The sequence below is a fragment of the Parabacteroides gordonii MS-1 = DSM 23371 genome, from assembly GCF_000969825.1.
In the GTDB taxonomy this organism is placed as follows: domain Bacteria; phylum Bacteroidota; class Bacteroidia; order Bacteroidales; family Tannerellaceae; genus Parabacteroides; species Parabacteroides gordonii.
This window is the reverse complement of sequence record NZ_KQ033919.1, coordinates 218,362-235,394: the sequence shown is the minus strand read 5'-3', so window position 1 is coordinate 235,394 and position 17,033 is coordinate 218,362. Positions and strand designations below refer to the sequence as shown.

At 44.0% G+C, this 17,033-nt stretch carries 12 protein-coding genes; 6 read left to right on the top strand and 6 right to left on the bottom strand.

The window, feature by feature from the left end; all coding sequences use genetic code 11:
* Positions 1-53: 53 nt before the first annotated feature.
* From HMPREF1536_RS01040 to HMPREF1536_RS01015, 6 genes are all read right to left on the bottom strand, one after another.
* Positions 54-2,192: a peptidylprolyl isomerase gene (locus HMPREF1536_RS01040; protein WP_028730554.1), complete on the bottom strand. Its 2,139-nt coding sequence runs from the start codon at positions 2,190-2,192 to the stop codon at positions 54-56.
* Positions 2,193-2,289: 97 nt separating this feature from the next.
* Complete coding sequence (locus HMPREF1536_RS01035; RefSeq protein WP_028730553.1) at positions 2,290-3,546, bottom strand: hemolysin family protein; 1,257 nt, start codon at positions 3,544-3,546, stop codon at positions 2,290-2,292.
* Between the two features lies 1 nt (position 3,547).
* Entirely contained in the window at positions 3,548-4,216 is a 669-nt protein-coding gene (gene lptC, locus HMPREF1536_RS01030) for an LPS export ABC transporter periplasmic protein LptC (RefSeq protein ID WP_028730552.1), read from the bottom strand.
* A 2-nt stretch (positions 4,217-4,218) separates the two neighbouring features.
* Positions 4,219-5,583: a tetratricopeptide repeat protein gene (locus tag HMPREF1536_RS01025; RefSeq protein ID WP_028730551.1), complete on the bottom strand. Its 1,365-nt coding sequence runs from the start codon at positions 5,581-5,583 to the stop codon at positions 4,219-4,221.
* Between the two features lie 31 nt (positions 5,584-5,614).
* On the bottom strand, positions 5,615-6,895 hold the full coding sequence (locus HMPREF1536_RS01020; RefSeq protein WP_028730550.1) for a BamG family beta-barrel-assembly machinery protein: 1,281 nt from the start codon (positions 6,893-6,895) through the stop codon (positions 5,615-5,617).
* The gene (locus HMPREF1536_RS01015) at positions 6,882-7,661 is read right to left on the bottom strand and encodes a type III pantothenate kinase (protein ID WP_081693458.1); all 780 of its coding nucleotides are present in this window, start codon (positions 7,659-7,661) and stop codon (positions 6,882-6,884) included. Before HMPREF1536_RS01015 ends, HMPREF1536_RS01020 begins: the two co-directional genes overlap by 14 nt.
* 372 nt (positions 7,662-8,033) lie before the next feature.
* Here HMPREF1536_RS01015 and HMPREF1536_RS01010 point away from each other — a divergent pair, with 372 nt between their 5' ends.
* From HMPREF1536_RS01010 to ald, 6 genes are all read left to right on the top strand, one after another.
* Positions 8,034-8,273 (top strand): GlsB/YeaQ/YmgE family stress response membrane protein, encoded by a 240-nt coding sequence (locus HMPREF1536_RS01010; RefSeq protein WP_028730548.1) that lies wholly within the window; start codon positions 8,034-8,036, stop codon positions 8,271-8,273.
* A 31-nt stretch (positions 8,274-8,304) separates the two neighbouring features.
* Complete coding sequence (locus HMPREF1536_RS01005) at positions 8,305-9,486, top strand: lipoprotein N-acyltransferase Lnb domain-containing protein (protein WP_028730547.1); 1,182 nt, start codon at positions 8,305-8,307, stop codon at positions 9,484-9,486.
* Positions 9,487-9,502: 16 nt separating this feature from the next.
* Positions 9,503-11,092, top strand: a complete 1,590-nt coding sequence (locus tag HMPREF1536_RS01000; protein ID WP_028730546.1) for an alkaline phosphatase family protein — start codon at positions 9,503-9,505, stop codon at positions 11,090-11,092.
* Positions 11,093-11,230: 138 nt separating this feature from the next.
* On the top strand, positions 11,231-14,599 hold the full coding sequence (gene secA, locus HMPREF1536_RS00995; RefSeq protein WP_028730545.1) for a preprotein translocase subunit SecA: 3,369 nt from the start codon (positions 11,231-11,233) through the stop codon (positions 14,597-14,599).
* A gap of 81 nt (positions 14,600-14,680) precedes the next feature.
* Positions 14,681-15,826 carry a glycerate kinase family protein gene (locus HMPREF1536_RS00990; protein ID WP_028730544.1) on the top strand — a complete coding sequence of 382 codons (1,146 nt, stop codon included), beginning with the start codon at positions 14,681-14,683 and terminating at the stop codon, positions 15,824-15,826.
* Positions 15,827-15,902: 76 nt separating this feature from the next.
* On the top strand, positions 15,903-17,009 hold the full coding sequence (ald, locus tag HMPREF1536_RS00985; RefSeq protein WP_028730543.1) for an alanine dehydrogenase: 1,107 nt from the start codon (positions 15,903-15,905) through the stop codon (positions 17,007-17,009).
* The last annotated feature ends 24 nt before the right edge of the window (positions 17,010-17,033 follow it).

Below are 17,033 nucleotides of genomic sequence, written 5' to 3'. Positions count from 1 at the left end.
CCGGCAGCTTTCTGATAAAGGTATCGTTATTACCTTTTGTTATCTTTATTTATTTAGAAGAAACGTACGCGGTTATCTTCTACTTCTGCTTTATTTACCAATGACTGGATAGCCTGGAATCCGAAACGATAAGCGTTGGAAGCATCCAGCGTACGGATTTGTTCAGCTTCATTGAATTCTTTAGCGTCTTTGTTTCTGTCATATACTTTGAATACATATACGCCATTGTTACCTGCTACAGGTTCGCTTACCTGACCTACTTCTGCAATTGAAACCATTGCATTCATTTTCGGTTCTACACCGATACCTGCGATACGACGTGTACCGAAGTTGATAAACTTAACAGAGTCAACTCTTGATCCCATTGCATCCGCATAAGCTTCAACAGAAGTCAGACTTTTAGCTTTCAGGTCGGCAGCGATCTTTTCACCTTTCTTCTGAGCAGCGATCTCGGCTCTCAAAGCCGGAGTAACAGAAGCAACTGAACGGTAACCTTCTTTCAAAGTACCTTCAACGCCTGCAATTACAAATTTATCATCACATTCGAAGATTTCGGAGATTTTACCTTTGTCGTTCTGGAATGCCCAACGGATCACCGGACGAGAATTCTTAATACTTCCCAACGTCTGGTTGTCAGCTGTAACAGTTACACCGGAAATCAGGTTATAGCCTGCTTCTTTAGCAGCGTCATCCAACTTAGCCAAATCGCTGTTCTTTGATACAAACTGGTTCAACTCGTTATAGATATTGCTGTAAGTCTTAGAGCTTGGAGATACTGTCATGTCAATATCAGCAACCTTATACTTATTTACGTTATTCGTTTTTTCAGTAACCTTTACAAGGTGAGTTCCATATAAAGATTTAACTTTTGCGATGTTGTTCACCGGAGTTGAGAATACGGCATTCTTAAATTCTTCATTTACACCTCTCAATGCAGTAATTTCAGTAAACCATCCCAGTTCACCACCATTTTCAGCAGCCTGGTCAGCAGAGAATTCTTTTGCCAGCTCAGCAAAGTTACCACCATTCTTCAATACGTTCATCAAGCTATCGGCCAAAGCTGTTGTACGAGCTTCGTCGCCTGTGTTTGCCAACATGATGTGACTAACTTTTACAGAGTCGGGAGCGACAGTCTTGTCTACCAACTTGAACATTCTGTATTTGTCGTTGTCGAATACAGGGCCATAAACCTCACCCACTTCGGCTGTTGTTGCAAATTGTTTCATTTCCGGATCGAATGCGTTTTCTGTAAAGAAAGCATCCATATAAGGAACTTCTGAGTTTTCATTTACTATATCAGCCACCTTTTCAGAAGTCTTAAATTCTTCTTTCAAAGATTCGATATCTGCACTAGCCTTGTCATAGTCTTCCTGGCTCGGACGGATATCAACAGCGATATATTTAATTACTTTACCTTCTTTTTGTTTGTAAAGTTCTTTGCGCTGATTGTACAGTTTTTCGATTTCGCTCTTGCTAACTTCCACGGTTGAATCGGGGATGCTTGCATACGACTGCATAGCATATACGATATCTGAACTTTCTGCAGCGTCATTAAATGCTTCTTTAGCATCCAGAACGTTAGCAGAAACTGCTTTGCTCAACAAGGTGGTATATTTCTGTTCCAGACGCTGACGTTTGATGTTCTTTTCCCAGAACAACCAGAAATTACGAGCCTGGATCAACTGTGCCTGTTGTTCTGCAGGATAGTTTGCAATGTTATCATCATCGATCGATTTCAGGAAGTTCAATAATGCTGTCTTGTCAAACTGTCCGGTCTGCGGATTAACGAACATCTGCATCTGTTGGATCATCGGTGAAATATTTTCACCCTGTACCATGTCAAACAGTTCTTCCGGGCCGACCTGCATACCTAATTTATCAGTTGCTTCGTCCAATACAATTTCCTGTACCATAGCGTCGAATACGGACTGACGGATCTGATTCATGTATTCCTCAGGCAGACTACTTGAACCTGACTGCATCTTATACATTTCAGTCATTTCATCAATACGTCCCTGATAATCCTGAATTTTAATTACTTCCCCGTCAACCTTAGCAACTCTCTCCTGAGTTTGTCTGAAATAAGTAGAACCGGAGTTCAAAAAGTCTCCAATGATAAAAGCGAACAATGCCAAACCCACAACGAGTACGAGCAGTCCTGCTTTGCTTCTGATTTTTTCCAGCGTAGCCATTTATCGTTATTTATTTTTAAAGTTTATATTTTACAGTTTAAGGGCACGAAGATACGAAAAAAAGGATTTGTTACATCTTTTATTTCATTTTTTTTCATTAACCACCCACTTTCATTCGCACAAGTTCTATTTTTGTCGCTGTCACTTTCATTATTTTGAAAGTATACTTATCTATTACGATTGATTCATTCAATTTAGGAAATTTTTGATAGAAATGTAAAATATAGCCGGCTATCGTTACATAGTCGTCCGATTCCGGCAGCTCCAGATTGAACTTCTCATTCAACGAATCTATCTCCATACGGCCAGATACGAGATACTCGTCATCCGATACTTTCCGGGCGACATACGACTTCATATCATGTTCATCTTCAATCTCTCCGAATATTTCTTCCACAAGATCCTCCAATGTAACGATACCGGATGTACCACCGAATTCATCGACTACGACTGCCAGACTTTTCTTCTCCTGCATCAATATCTTCATCAACTTATTAGCGGCCATTGTTTCCGGAACAATGGAAACAGTTTTTATATTTTGCGTCCAGTCCTCCGGGTTCTTAAACAACTCCGAAGAATGGATATAACCGATGATATCATCTATATTTTCGTTATATATCAATATCTTCGACAAACCGGTTTCAATGAATTTAGAACGAAGTTCTTCCATACTGACAGTCGTATCGCAAGCTACGATCTCTGTGCGCGGTACGATGCAATCACGCAAACGTACGTTCGAAAAGTCGAGCGCATTCTGAAAGATCTTCACTTCCGTATCCATATCCGAATTAGACGGGGCATCATCTATACTTTGTTGTATAAAAAAGTCCAGATCGACTTTCCCCAGCGTACGTGCGGAAGACTTCGATACATCTTTAACCCCAACCAGCTTCAAAAACAGATAAGAAACCAAAGCGGAGAATTTGGATATCGGATATAAAATAATATATATAATGAATAAAGGAACCGAAAACAGATTCAGAGAAAAGTTCGGATTCAATTTAAATATCGTCTTAGGGATAAACTCTCCGGTAAACAAGATCAGGAGAGTCGAAATGATCGATTGAACGAGTACGATCAGCGCTTCATTGTTTACGAACTTTGCAATAAACGGCTCCAGTATGATTGCCATTTGCAGACCGTATACAACTAATGCGATATTATTACCGACCAGCATTGTAGAAATAAACTGGTTCGGATTCCGATAAAAGATATCCAGTATTTTACCGGCAATAGTTTTGTTCTTTTTATCCAGTTCGTGCCGAAGCTTATTTGAGGAGATAAATGCGATCTCCATCCCTGAAAAAAAAGCGGAAAAAGCCAATGAAATTAATATGTACGTTAATGCATTCACACTACTCCTTTTTTATTGAGTCTACTTTTGAGACAGCCACTACGGTGGTATCTGCAGATGTATTTACCCGGGATGAGTCGGGGGCAGATTCGCTGACAGGGAAAGTTCCCTGCGAGTTAAAGATTTTATATTTTGTCATATTCAGGTTGGATTCAAAACCAATACCGGTAATGATCTTCTCCTCTTCCTGCAACTCGAAATATTCATCCGTATAAACCCGATCTTCGGTCTGATCAATAAACAAGATCGAAGTATCCAGTTTTTTATTATCCTGAGTCAAAATATTCACATGACCAATCAACTTAATCAAACCTTTCTTGTCCCAATGATAAGCCGTATCGGCTTTTATGCTGGTTTCCACATTGAACAAAGAATCAAATTTCTCCACATAAACACCTTGAGGAAGATAGGAATAAGGCTCTTTTGCCTTGCCAAACATCAACCACTCTTTTGCCTTCATCCGATAACGAGTAATACCGGAGTCTGATATCAAGCTAGTGATGTCCGTTGTTTTCATTGTGTAGGTAGTTTCAGGTGCAAACTCCACCACTACGACTTCTTTATCTGAATTGCGACAGGAAGCCATAAATAAAAGAAGCATAACAACCACCACAAAGGTAGTTGTTATGCCATATTTTCCCGTTTTACTAAGAAAACGCGTTTCTATCATAATTATCTGATTCTTGTTGACTCGCCGATCCAACCACCAACAGTAAATGTTTTACCCTTTTCCAAATCGGGGTGCATAAATATTTCTTCTGTTGAAGGTAAATGAGCACGATAGGTACCGATCAATTTATTTGCTTCATCTATACAGCTTTCGTCCACTTGTTTTGCTTTTTCAAACTTATCGATAGCTGCATTGTAAGCGGCTCTTGCCAATACACCGTCATTCGGGAATACAGACTTAACTGTTGCTGCATACATCTGTCCGATCAGGATGTAAGGCTGCCCGTAGCTTGCGTTGGCTGATGCAGCTTTCAAAGCATATTCTCTTGCTTTTGAATAGCTCTTCTGGTCGAAGTTAAGCAAAGCGATCATGTAAAAGTCTTCTGCTTTTGAAGCAGGGTCTGTTTCCATGTTGGCAGCTTCTTCGAAATATTTGATAGCTTTATCGTAATCTTTGTTCTTCACAGCTTGTTTTGCAATACCGATAGCTGCGTCAGCACTCGGTTCCAACTGATAAGCATAACCTGCAGCAGCAAAGAATGCGTCGATTTCCTGACAACGAACACGTCTCAGCAAAGTAACGATTTCTTTCAAAGCAGCCAGATCGCTTTTGCTTTCTTCCACTTTAGGAGCATACAGATTCTGCAGAGTTTCGCAGTCGGCAGCACCACTGTTAGCAAACGCACCGTTTACACTTGTTTTGAATGTAGTCAGGTTGTTTACTTCTTTTTCGTTATTTGCAGCCTGTGCAGCCTGCAACTGGCTATCAAGAATTTTAGAAGCTTTCAGATAATCCTCTACATACTGTCCTTTATGATTAGGATCGTCTGCCATCATCTGGTAAGAAGCGAACATATATAAAGAAACACCTAATGCTTCAGTTTTATCACCATATTCATTGATGATATCGCCCAACCATGTATACAGTTTCTTATAATCAGCCTTTTCACCCATCTGGGCAATATAATCCTGAGCCTTACGTGAAACGATCCAGTCTTTACCATAACGTCTGTCGTCGCCGAAATATTTCACACGCTTGTCGTATACAGCCATCAAGTCATCTACCAGAGCAGCTTTCTTTGCCGGATCCTTTTCATTGGCAATCTTCCACGCCATGATCTTTACACCATGCAGATAGATATCCTTTGTTGCAGCAGGACATTCATCATACACAATCTTCCAAAAATCATATGCATCCTTAAAGTTTCCTGCTTTCGCATAAGGAACGAACAAGCTGATATTGGTAATACAACGGATACTGTCTTCACCTGATCCGAATTGCGTACCATTATCTACTCCTTTCTGTGCATAAGCGCCAAATGCTCCTAAGGAACATGCAGCGGTAATCAATAATACCTTTATTTTCATATCTGTTTTTAATTTAAGTTAGCAATTTAAATTAATCCACTTTTTTCTTCCAGAACCACATTTCGTTGAATGTGTAGTTAACAGTAAAACGGAAATACTGTTCATCAATCATGTTCACACCTCCGGGCTTAATCTTTGTATATTCAAAAGATACATTTACCAAAGAACGGTTATCAATCAACGGCAACCCCATACCGAAACTCACTCCATATTCGTTATATCCATTACCTTTATAAGCGACGTCATCTGTGTTATTAATCATCAAATAAGAGTTACTATAATGAGCTCCGACGCGATATCTTACCCGATTGAAAAAATTACGATTCTGATAATTCGGAATGAACTCACCCCCGGCAGCAACCCTGACACGGTTTTTGAAATTGTCTTTCGAATCATCATAATTCGCATTATCCCATGCTTCGTACAGTACATCCGCTGCCAATGTCATTTTATTATTTTTCACGTATGATGCACCAAATCCGATTGAGTTCGGGATATCAAAAGCCTTACTCTTCGTAGTATCGGAAGCAACCACTTCCGCAGAACCTGAACTATTCGTCTTATAAGCCATATTAATATATGTAGCGTTCAAACGGTTTTTCGGAGAAAAGACCAAACCCAATGTAACATTTTCAGTTTTACTAATCGGATGAGTGTACTGAACACCGAAATCCAACTTAATATCTCTGACTTCCAGACTCTGAGCCCGAACAGAATTAAAACCGGAACTGTTTACAAACGAATTAGCCTGTTCGTGCTTAGTTGTACCAAAAAGATATCCGACATTTGCTCCGACAGCAAGACGCTTCTTCCATATATCTATAGACAATCCTAAATACAAATCGTTTAATCCGCCTGAACCATTATATGATTCTATATAAGTTCCTTCATCATTTGTCCTCAAAGCACCAAAGCTATATCCTACATAAGAATAAGGTAAAAGCCCGACACTCATGGCAATACGCTTATGAATAGGGAACTGTAAAGCGATATATTCAACATTACCATTTACATTATTTTGCTTATTGATCCCGTCATCAAACCACGAAAGCTGGCCGGATGCTCCGAAATCAAAAAGAAATGTCAACGAATCCATACAGCTGTAAGACGCAGGGTTCATGGGGTTTATCTGGCTCGACGATCTCAGTCCGAAACCAACACCACCCATTGCCCGTCCGGCTCCGAATGAACGATCAGCTAATTCACCATACCCAAAACGGGTATAGGGCGAGTTAGTGTTATTTTGTGCCGCTAGCGACAACTGTGTAAATATAAGAATGCTTGCTATTAGTAGCTTATTAATCTTCAACATTATACTCTAAGATTCTGTTTAATCCTGTCAACACTAAATTAATGTCTGCAAAGATGGAGTTTTTTAGCCGTCTTTCAAAATAAAACGAATGACCGCCTGTTAAAAAAACCAAAAGGTTAGGATATTTTATCCGTAACATTTCGATATATCCATCCATCTCGTAAACAATTCCATTTACTACTCCTGCCTGAATAGCACTCTCAGTACTGGTGCCTATCAGAGGTATTATCTCCTCTTCCGCCACCAAAGGTAGTTTTTTTGTATAAAAGTTCAAAGCCTTGAAACGCGTAGTCATACCCGGAGAAATATTTCCCCCGAGGAAAGTACCCGATGCTTCGATCAATTCGTAAGTAATTGCTGTGCCAGCGTCAATGACCAGCAGGTCTTTTCCCGGTTCCAGGTAATTCGCACCGACAGCCGCCGCCAGCCGGTCTTTCCCTAATGTTTCGGGCGTTTCATATTGAACCGAAATAGGCAACTTTACAGTTTCATCCAAAAAGATAAAGCGCCGAAGTTTACCCCGAAGGTAATCATTCAGCACTTCGTTTTTGCCTATCACAGTCGACAATATTCCATGTTTAAAATCGTATTTCCCAAAGAGAGACTCCAATTCATCAACATCGAATTTCTTGTATACGAAAGAGGCTACCATATGCTTCTTATCGTATACCGCAACTTTTGAAGAGGTGTTTCCTTGTTCTATTATTAAATTCACGTGACTGAAATTTTCCGCAAAGAAAAACAAAATTGACGAGATATCACGCATAACCAAGGGATAACCTGCTAAATTTCTTTGAAACTTTTCCTTTATCAATGAAAGCGACAGCTGCTAATTCTACTGTTGTCCAACTCCTTTCCCGGCTTCCAATTACAACTACCTGCCCGGAAAAATTGAATTATCTGGCAGAGAATGATATTCCCCCTTGACATATTCTTTGTCCGACAAGGGTCGAACAACTGTCCCACCTTTGTCAGACAGCTGTCTGACACCCGTCGGACAAAGAATATCCCGGGGGTTGGCAACTTTACATCAGGGCTGGTTGAATTTAAGAGCCGGATAGTTCTAATTAAAAGCGAGGCCGGACAAACAAAAGCCCGTATCCGTTTGTTCTATCTACAAACTAAAGAATAAGAGATTATGGGAATTATTGGTTCAATCGTTATTGGGATCCTGGCCGGTTTTCTGGCAGGAAAGATTTTGAAAGGGAGTGGATTCGGGTTGATCGTCAATCTGATTGTCGGTATAATCGGCGGTGTACTGGGTGGATGGCTATTCGGTTTGCTGGGACTGAGCGTAAACGGAGTGATCGGAAGTCTGGTTATGTCTACCATCGGTGCTATCGTTTTATTATGGATCGTTTCACTATTCAAAAAATAGCTCTACCTTTGTGCGGTAAAACAATTATCGTATGAAGAAGTACCTGCTTCTGCTTTTTTTGCTCCTTTTGCTGGTTCCGGCAAAGGCGCAGATCAAATTAAGCGACGAAGCTCAGATCAGTATATTAACAGCTGCTCCGTCTGATGAAGCAGTCTTTACCCTGTACGGACATACAGCCGTACGGGTTAAAGATAGTTTACATAAAATAGATCTGGTATTTAATTATGGTATATTCGATTTCTCCAAACCGAATTTCATCTACCGCTTTACGAAAGGGGAAACCGATTACAAGCTCGCCGCCTATAACTTTCAGCATTATATAATCGAATATCAAATGCGCGGAAGCGAAGTGACCGAACAGGTATTAAACTTCACACCCGATGAGATAAACAAGATTTGGAATGCATTATATATTAATGTACAACCGGAGAACTGCGTTTACCGTTACAACTTCTTTTTCGACAACTGCGCCACCCGTCCTGTCGCCATCGTGGAAGAACAGGTCGACGGGAAGATAAAATATAATGATCCGCCGGAACCGCAAACGTTCCGCGATCTTATTAATTATTGTACGCGCAATAACTCATGGCTAACCTTCGGATGCGACCTGGCACTGGGAAGTCCGACAGACCGCGTAGCTACTCCCCATGAAATGATGTTCCTTCCTGTCTATCTGAAAGAAGAATTCGACAAAGCAACGATCGTCAACCCAGACGGAACGGAAAGAAAGCTGGTGAAGTCGACCACCCGCCTGGCAGAAGAACTGACAGACGATGATCAGGGGGAAAAAGAATGGTTCACTCCTATGTTATGCAGCATGATTATTTTCCTGCTGGTATCACTGATCACTTATATGGAATGGAAGAAAAAAACATACTTCCGCCTGGTGGATTGTATCCTCTTTCTCCTTGCAGGAGTGGCCGGTACGGTATTGTTCTTCCTTTGCTTTATATCGACCCATCCCTGCATCTGGCCTAACTGGTCGATCGTGTGGTTGCAGCCGTTTGACCTGGTAGCTGTTATTTTGTTTGCAGTAAAAAAGTACGGAAAGGCTGCATATTATTATCATTTTATTAACTTTGCGGCGCTTACGCTGCTGTTGGCGGGTTGGTATTTCATCCCACAACACTTAAATATAGCCTTTATTCCGCTTGTCGCCACCCTTTGGCTACGTTCAGGATTCGGTGTTTACAGAGGGCGGATGCACATTTGAAGATATGGACAATCGAATGAGAAAAATAATAACGTCGCTTATTGCGATCCTGGTAGTCACTAACCTGGAGGCACAACAACGTACCCCGAAGTTAGTGGTTTGCATTACCGTCGATCAATTAAGGGGCGATTATGTGGAATACTTTTACAACACATTCGGCGAACGCGGCTTCAAGCGGTTGATGAACGAAGGATTGGTGTATAACAACATCAAATTCGAATTTTCCAACATCGACCAGGCCAGTGCCTTTGCCACCTTGTTTACCGGAAGCAATCCCTGCTTCAATGGCGTCAGCGGCGGTAAATACTACGATTTTGACAAGGACAAGGAAGTTTCCATCCTGTATGATGCAGAATATCTCGGTAACTATACACGTGAGAATTATTCTCCTAAAAAGTTATTCAGCTCCACGATCGGAGACGAACTGAAAATAGCTTCCAAAGGAAGAAGCGACGTTTATGCCATCGCCCCCGATGCGGAAAGTGCGATTCTTTCGGCCGGACATGCGGCGAACGGTGCTTTCTGGATGGACGATGTAAACGGAAAATGGGCAACAACAACCTATTATAAAGGTATACCCTGGTATGTTGACCGTTATAACAACGGAGTAGAATCGCTGTCGGCACGTCTGGACAAGATGGTGTGGACTCCTTCCCTCCCCTTGGAGAAGTATAACGCTTTCCCCTATGTACTGGACGAAATTCCTTTCAAATATACCTTTAATGAAAAGACAAACGATTGTTTTCCGAAGCTGAAAACGACGCCTTTCATTAATAAAGAGATAAACAGGTTAGCCCTGCAGTTCCTTGAATATGGCGCATTCGGTACACGAAGTTGTCCGGACATGCTGTCAGTTACCTATTATGCCGGTAATTATAAGGGGACAATGAGCAAGGACTATACCCGCGAGATCCAGGACACTTATTATCAGCTGGATAAAGACCTGGAGCAACTGCTCGATGCCATCGACAAAAAGATCGGCTTGGCAAACACACTGGTCGTATTTACCGGTTCCGGATATTACACGAGCGAGGAAGAATATGCCGACGGATTACTTATCAACGGCGGCGAATTCCATCCGAAACGTTGCGTAGCCTTGTTAAACATGTACCTGATGGCCATGTACGGGCAGCAAAGCAGTTGGGTAAAAGGTTTCTATAACAACCAGATATACCTGAACCGCAAGGCTATCGAAGATGCAAAGCTCGATCTGGTAACCATACAGGATAAAGCGGCTGCCTTCCTGATGGAATTCAGCGGTGTACAGCATGTCACTACCGACCACGCCCTGCTTGCCGGCGAATGGAACGAAGGTACAGTCAAGTTCCGTCAGGGAACCCATCACCTGAAACGTGGCGACCTGATCATCGAGCTGCAACCCGGCTGGATCATCAACAACGACAATCCGAAAGAAAAAGTAAAAATAATTCGTAATAATGCAGTAATTACCCCATTGGTATTTATGGGTAACGGTCTCAAACCGGAACATATCTACCGTGAAGTGAAAGCCACAGAGGTAGCCCCTACGGTAACCCATGTGCTGAGGATACGGCCACCGAATGCATCCCAAAATCTACCACTTTGGGAGTTGACAATCAAAAGATGAGACCTCTGACCGGTCGCATATATCAGATGGGATTAATTCTGGCACGGTATTTGATAGCAATATATCATTCCGGTGATCAATTAAATCCGATCGTCAACAAATAAACACTTTACGAAATAAAATAAATTAATATATATCATGGGATTTAATGAATTTATGACGAAGCTGTTCGGCAACAAGTCGCAGCGAGACCTGAAAGAGATTACTCCGTATGTGGATAAGATCAAGGCCGTATATCCGTCAATCCAACAGCTTTCTAACGATGAACTGAGAGCAAAAACAGATGAGATCAAACAACGTATCCAGGACTATGTAGCCGACGAGCGCGCGCAGGTTGAAGAACTCCGCAAAGGCATCGACGATAAAGAGCTGGAAGAACGTGAAGCCATCTGGGCAGAAGTAGATAAAATTGAAAAGGCGATCACCGATAAGATGGAAGTAGTTCTGGAAGAATCTCTGCCGGAAGTATTCTCTATCATGAAAGAAACAGCCCGTCGTTTCTCTGAAAATGAAGAAGTAGTTGTTACTGCTACTGATTTCGACCGCGACCTGGCTACCAAACATGACTTCGTACGTATCGAAGACGATAAAGCCATCTTCCTGAACCACTGGAAAGCCGGTGGTAACGAAATTACCTGGGACATGGTGCACTACGACGTTCAGTTATTCGGTGGTGTCGTTCTGCATAAAGGTAAAATCGCCGAAATGGCAACCGGTGAAGGTAAAACATTAGTGGCTACCCTCCCGGTATTCTTGAATGCCCTGACCCGCAATGGTGTACACGTTGTAACCGTGAACGACTATCTGTCAAAACGTGACTCGGAATGGATGGGGCCGCTTTATATGTTCCACGGACTTTCCGTAGACTGTATCGACAAACACCAGCCTAACTCGGATGCGCGCCGCGCCGCTTATAATGCAGATATCACCTTCGGTACAAACAACGAATTCGGTTTCGACTACCTGCGTGATAACATGGCGATCAGCCCGAACGACCTGGTACAACGCAAACATAATTACGCCATCGTCGATGAGGTCGACTCCGTATTGATCGATGATGCCCGTACCCCGTTGATCATTTCAGGCCCGATCCCCCGTGGTGAAGAACAGTTGTTCGAACAGTTCCGTCCGAACGTGGAAGTGGTGGTTAACGCACAGAAAGACCTATGTTCAAAACTGTTGATCGAAGCTAAAAAGAAAATGGCCAGCAGCGATCAGAAAGAAGTAGAAGAAGGATCTATCCAACTATACCGCTCATTCAAAGGATATCCGCGTAACAAAGCGTTGATCAAATTCCTGAGCGAACAAGGTATCAAAGCACAGATGTTAAAGACTGAAGAATACTTCATGTCTGAAAACATGCGCCACATGCACGAAGCAACCGACGAGTTGTATTTCGTGATCGACGAAAAAAATAACAGCGTCGAACTGTCCGACAAAGGTATCGACTTGCTGACCGGACGTACGGACGACCCGACGTTCTTCGTATTGCCGGATATCACTTCCGAACTTTCCCAGTTGGAAAACTTCCAAGGAACCGAAGAAGAAAAACAGGCAAAGAAAGACGAAATCCTGGCAAACTATTCTGTCAAGAGCGAACGTGTACATACGATCAACCAGTTATTGAAAGCCTATACTTTGTTTGAAAAAGACGATGAATACGTTGTGATGGATAACAAGGTAATGATCGTCGACGAACAGACCGGACGTATCATGGACGGCCGCCGTTACTCTGACGGTCTGCACCAGGCTATCGAAGCCAAGGAAGGTGTAAAAGTGGAAGCTGCCACACAGACTTTCGCTACCATAACCTTGCAGAACTATTTCCGTATGTATCATAAACTGTCAGGTATGACAGGTACGGCAGAAACGGAAGCCGGTGAATTCTGGGACATCTACAAACTGGATGTCGTAGTGATCCCGACTAACCGTCCGATCGCCCGTAACGATATGAACGACCGTATCTACAAGACCAAACGTGAAAAGTATGCCGCTGTGATCGAAGAGATCAGCGCATTGGTTGAAGCCGGACGCCCGGTACTGGTAGGTACGACTTCCGTAGAAATTTCGGAATTACTGAGCCGTATGCTTACCCTGCGTAAGATCCAGCATAATGTATTGAATGCGAAGTTGCACCAGCGTGAGGCCGAGATCGTATCGTTAGCCGGTCAGAGCGGAACGGTAACTATCGCAACCAACATGGCCGGTCGTGGTACCGACATTAAGCTGTCGGCTGAAGTGAAAGCCGCAGGTGGTTTGGCTATCATCGGTACGGAACGTCATGAGAGCCGCCGTGTAGACCGCCAGTTGCGTGGTCGTGCAGGACGTCAGGGTGACCCGGGTTCTTCTGTATTCTATGTATCACTGGAAGATAACCTGATGCGTCTGTTCGCTTCCGACAAGATTGCCGGACTGATGGATAAGCTGGGCTTCAAGGAAGGCGAAGTTCTGGAACACAACATGCTGAGCAAATCTGTTGAACGTGCACAGAAGAAAGTGGAAGAAAACAACTTCGGTATCCGTAAACGTTTGCTGGAATACGACGACGTAATGAACTCACAACGTAACGTGATCTATACCCGTCGCCGTCACGCCCTGATGGGAGAACGTATCGGTCTGGACGTATTGAACACGATTTACGATACTTCTATGGCTATTGCCGAACAGCATTCCGACGGTCTGGACTATGAAGGTTTCAAACTGGAATTGTTCAAAACATTCGCTATGGAAAGTCCGTTCGATGAGGAAGAATTCAAGAGCCTGAAGGCCGACAAACTGGCTGACAAGCTGTTTGAAAACGCATTGCAGACATTCAAACGCCGTATGGAACGCATGACCCAGGTTGCTAATCCGGTTATCAAACAGGTTTACGAACACCAAGGTGCCATGTATGAAAATATCATGATCCCGGTTACAGACGGAAAACGTATGTATAATGTTTCATGTAACCTGAAGGAAGCATACGAAACAGAAAGCAAGGCGATCACGAAAGCATTCCAGAAGTCAATCGTACTGCATACTATCGACGAAGCATGGAAAGAACACCTGCGCGAAATGGACGAACTGCGCCACTCCGTACAGAATGCAAGCTACGAAAACAAAGATCCATTGTTGATCTATAAATTGGAATCTTACAACCTGTTCAAGACAATGGTTGACGTTATGAACCGTAAAACTGCTGCTGTCCTGATGCGCGGTCAGATCCCTGTTCGCGAGGAACCGACTGAAGAGCAGAAACAGGCGATGGCTCAACAACAGGCTGCCGCAGCCGCAGCTGCCGAACGTCAGCGCATCGAAGTAAGACAGGCTGCTCCGGAACAACGCCAGGACATGAGCCGTTACCGTACTGAAAAAACGGATATCAGCGGAAACAATGACCCGGAAGAACGTGCTCCGCAACAACCCAAACAAGAACCGGTTCGTGCCGAAAAACGCGTAGGCCGTAACGATCTTTGCCCCTGCGGTAGTGGAAAGAAATACAAAAACTGTCACGGACAAGGTTTATAATACCTGACAGGATAACAGATAAGAAAAGGGTAGCCGTAAAAAAGCTGCCCTTTTTTGTATCTTTACCCCTCAAATGAAAGTATCATGAAGATAGTTATCGCCATCGACTCACTTAAAGGATGCCTCTCCTCCTCCGCCATTGCAGACGCAGCGGAAGAAGGGATACGGAATGTCATTCCCGGATGCGAAGTGGTAAAAGTCCCCATAGCCGACGGTGGCGAAGGGACGGTGGAAGCACTGACCGAAGCGACTCGGGGAAGTATCATAACGATCCCTGTCCATAACCCGCTGATGCAGCCGATCCGGGCCAGCTACGGCATAACCGGAGACAGCCGGACAGCTATTATCGAAATGTCGGCAGCCAGCGGCCTTGCCCTGATTCCCCCGAAAGCGGGCAACATCATGCATACTACCACGTATGGTACCGGGGAAATGATAGCAGACGCCATCCAACGCGGCTGCCATAACTTCATAATCGGCGTAGGCGGCAGTGCCACCAACGATGCAGGTGTCGGGATGATGCAGGCATTAGGTTTCCGTTTTACCGACCAGTCTGGCAACGAAATAGAGAAAGGAGGTAAAAGTCTTTCCTCCATTCAACGGATCGATACCCGTAATCAGCTTCCGCAACTACAGGAATGCACCTTTCATATCGCTACCGATGTTACCAATACTTTCTACGGGCCACAGGGCGCCGCCCGTATATTCGGCCCCCAAAAAGGAGGCAGCGAAACACAAATTGAAGAGTTGGACAAAGGTATGAAACACTTGGCAACCCTCATCCGCCAAACCTTCGGTAAGGAAATCGACAACCTCGCCGGGGCAGGAGCCGGTGGTGGTATGGGAGGGGGATGCGTAGGCTTTCTGCAGGCAAGCATTTCCCCGGGCATAGACCTGGTGATGGACTATCTTCATTTCAGCGAAACGGTCAAAGGTGCAGACCTGGTTATTACGGGAGAAGGTAAAATAGATCGGCAGACCTTATTCGGCAAAGTCCCGGTCGGAATAGCCGGAGTAGCTGCCGCACAAAATATTCCGGTCATCGCTATCACCGGGCAAGTGGATGTCGATCAGGAACTGAAACAGGCCGGTATATCCGCCATCTTCCCTATCCATCCGTCTCCTGTCAGCCTGGAAGAGGCCATGCAGCCCGTTTACGCCGTCCGCAACATCAAACGGACAATGGAACAAATCTGTCAAACACTACTTATTTTAGTCAAAAAGTAAAATAAAGAGCTTTTCCGGAGCATAATGTCATACTTTTCCGTATATTGCAGCATAATAACTATTAAACATTAACATTATGATCATCGGAATTCCCAAAGAAATCAAAAACAATGAGAACCGGGTAGCACTTACGCCTGCCGGGGCAAAAGAGTTGGTAAAAAAAGGGCACACCGTTTATGTACAGCATACAGCGGGTGAAAACAGTGGTTTTCCTGATTCAGCCTATGAGAAAGCAGGAGCACAGATACTCCCGTCGATCAATGACGTTTATCAAATTGCTGAAATGATCGTAAAGGTAAAGGAACCGATTGCCGTAGAATATCCGTTGGTACGGAAAGGGCAACTGGTCTTTACTTATTTCCATTTCGCCTCAGATGAAAAACTGACACTAGCTATGATGGATAGCGGTTCGATCTGCCTGGCTTACGAAACGGTAGAGAAACCGGACGCCTCACTCCCACTCCTTATTCCCATGAGTGAAGTCGCGGGACGTATGTCGGTACAGGAAGGAGCCCGCTTCCTCGAAAAACCCCAGGGAGGAAAAGGCATCCTGCTGGGCGGCGTACCGGGAGTAAAACCTGCCCGCGTATTGGTTCTGGGAGGTGGTATTGTCGGCTATAATGCAGCTTTAATGGCTGCCGGACTAGGAGCAGACGTTACGATAGCGGATATCTCACTTCCCCGTCTGCGTTACCTAAGCGAGGTTATGCCGGCAAATGTAAAGACACTGTATTCATCTACACATAATATAGAAACAGAGCTTCCGGCTACCGACCTGGTGATCGGTGCCGTATTGATCCCCGGAGCCAAAGCTCCCCACCTGGTCACAAAAGATATGCTGAAGCTTATGAAGCCGGGCAGTGTGCTGGCCGACGTAGCCATCGACCAGGGCGGTTGCTTCGAGACTTCGCATCCGACCACTCATGCCGACCCGGTTTACACGGTCGACGGTATCGTTCATTATTGCGTGGCAAACATTCCTGGAGCCGTTCCGCAAACATCCACCCTGGCATTGACCAATGCCACGCTGCCTTATGTTCTGAAACTGGCTGACAAGGGTTGGAAAAAAGCCTGCAAGGAAGATAGGAGCCTGCTGCTCGGATTAAACATTATCGAAGGTAAGATCGTTTATCCAGCTGTAGCCGAAGCGTTCAGATTACCCTGTTATCCGGCTGTATTATAAACAAAAAAGGTGCAGATTATGTGG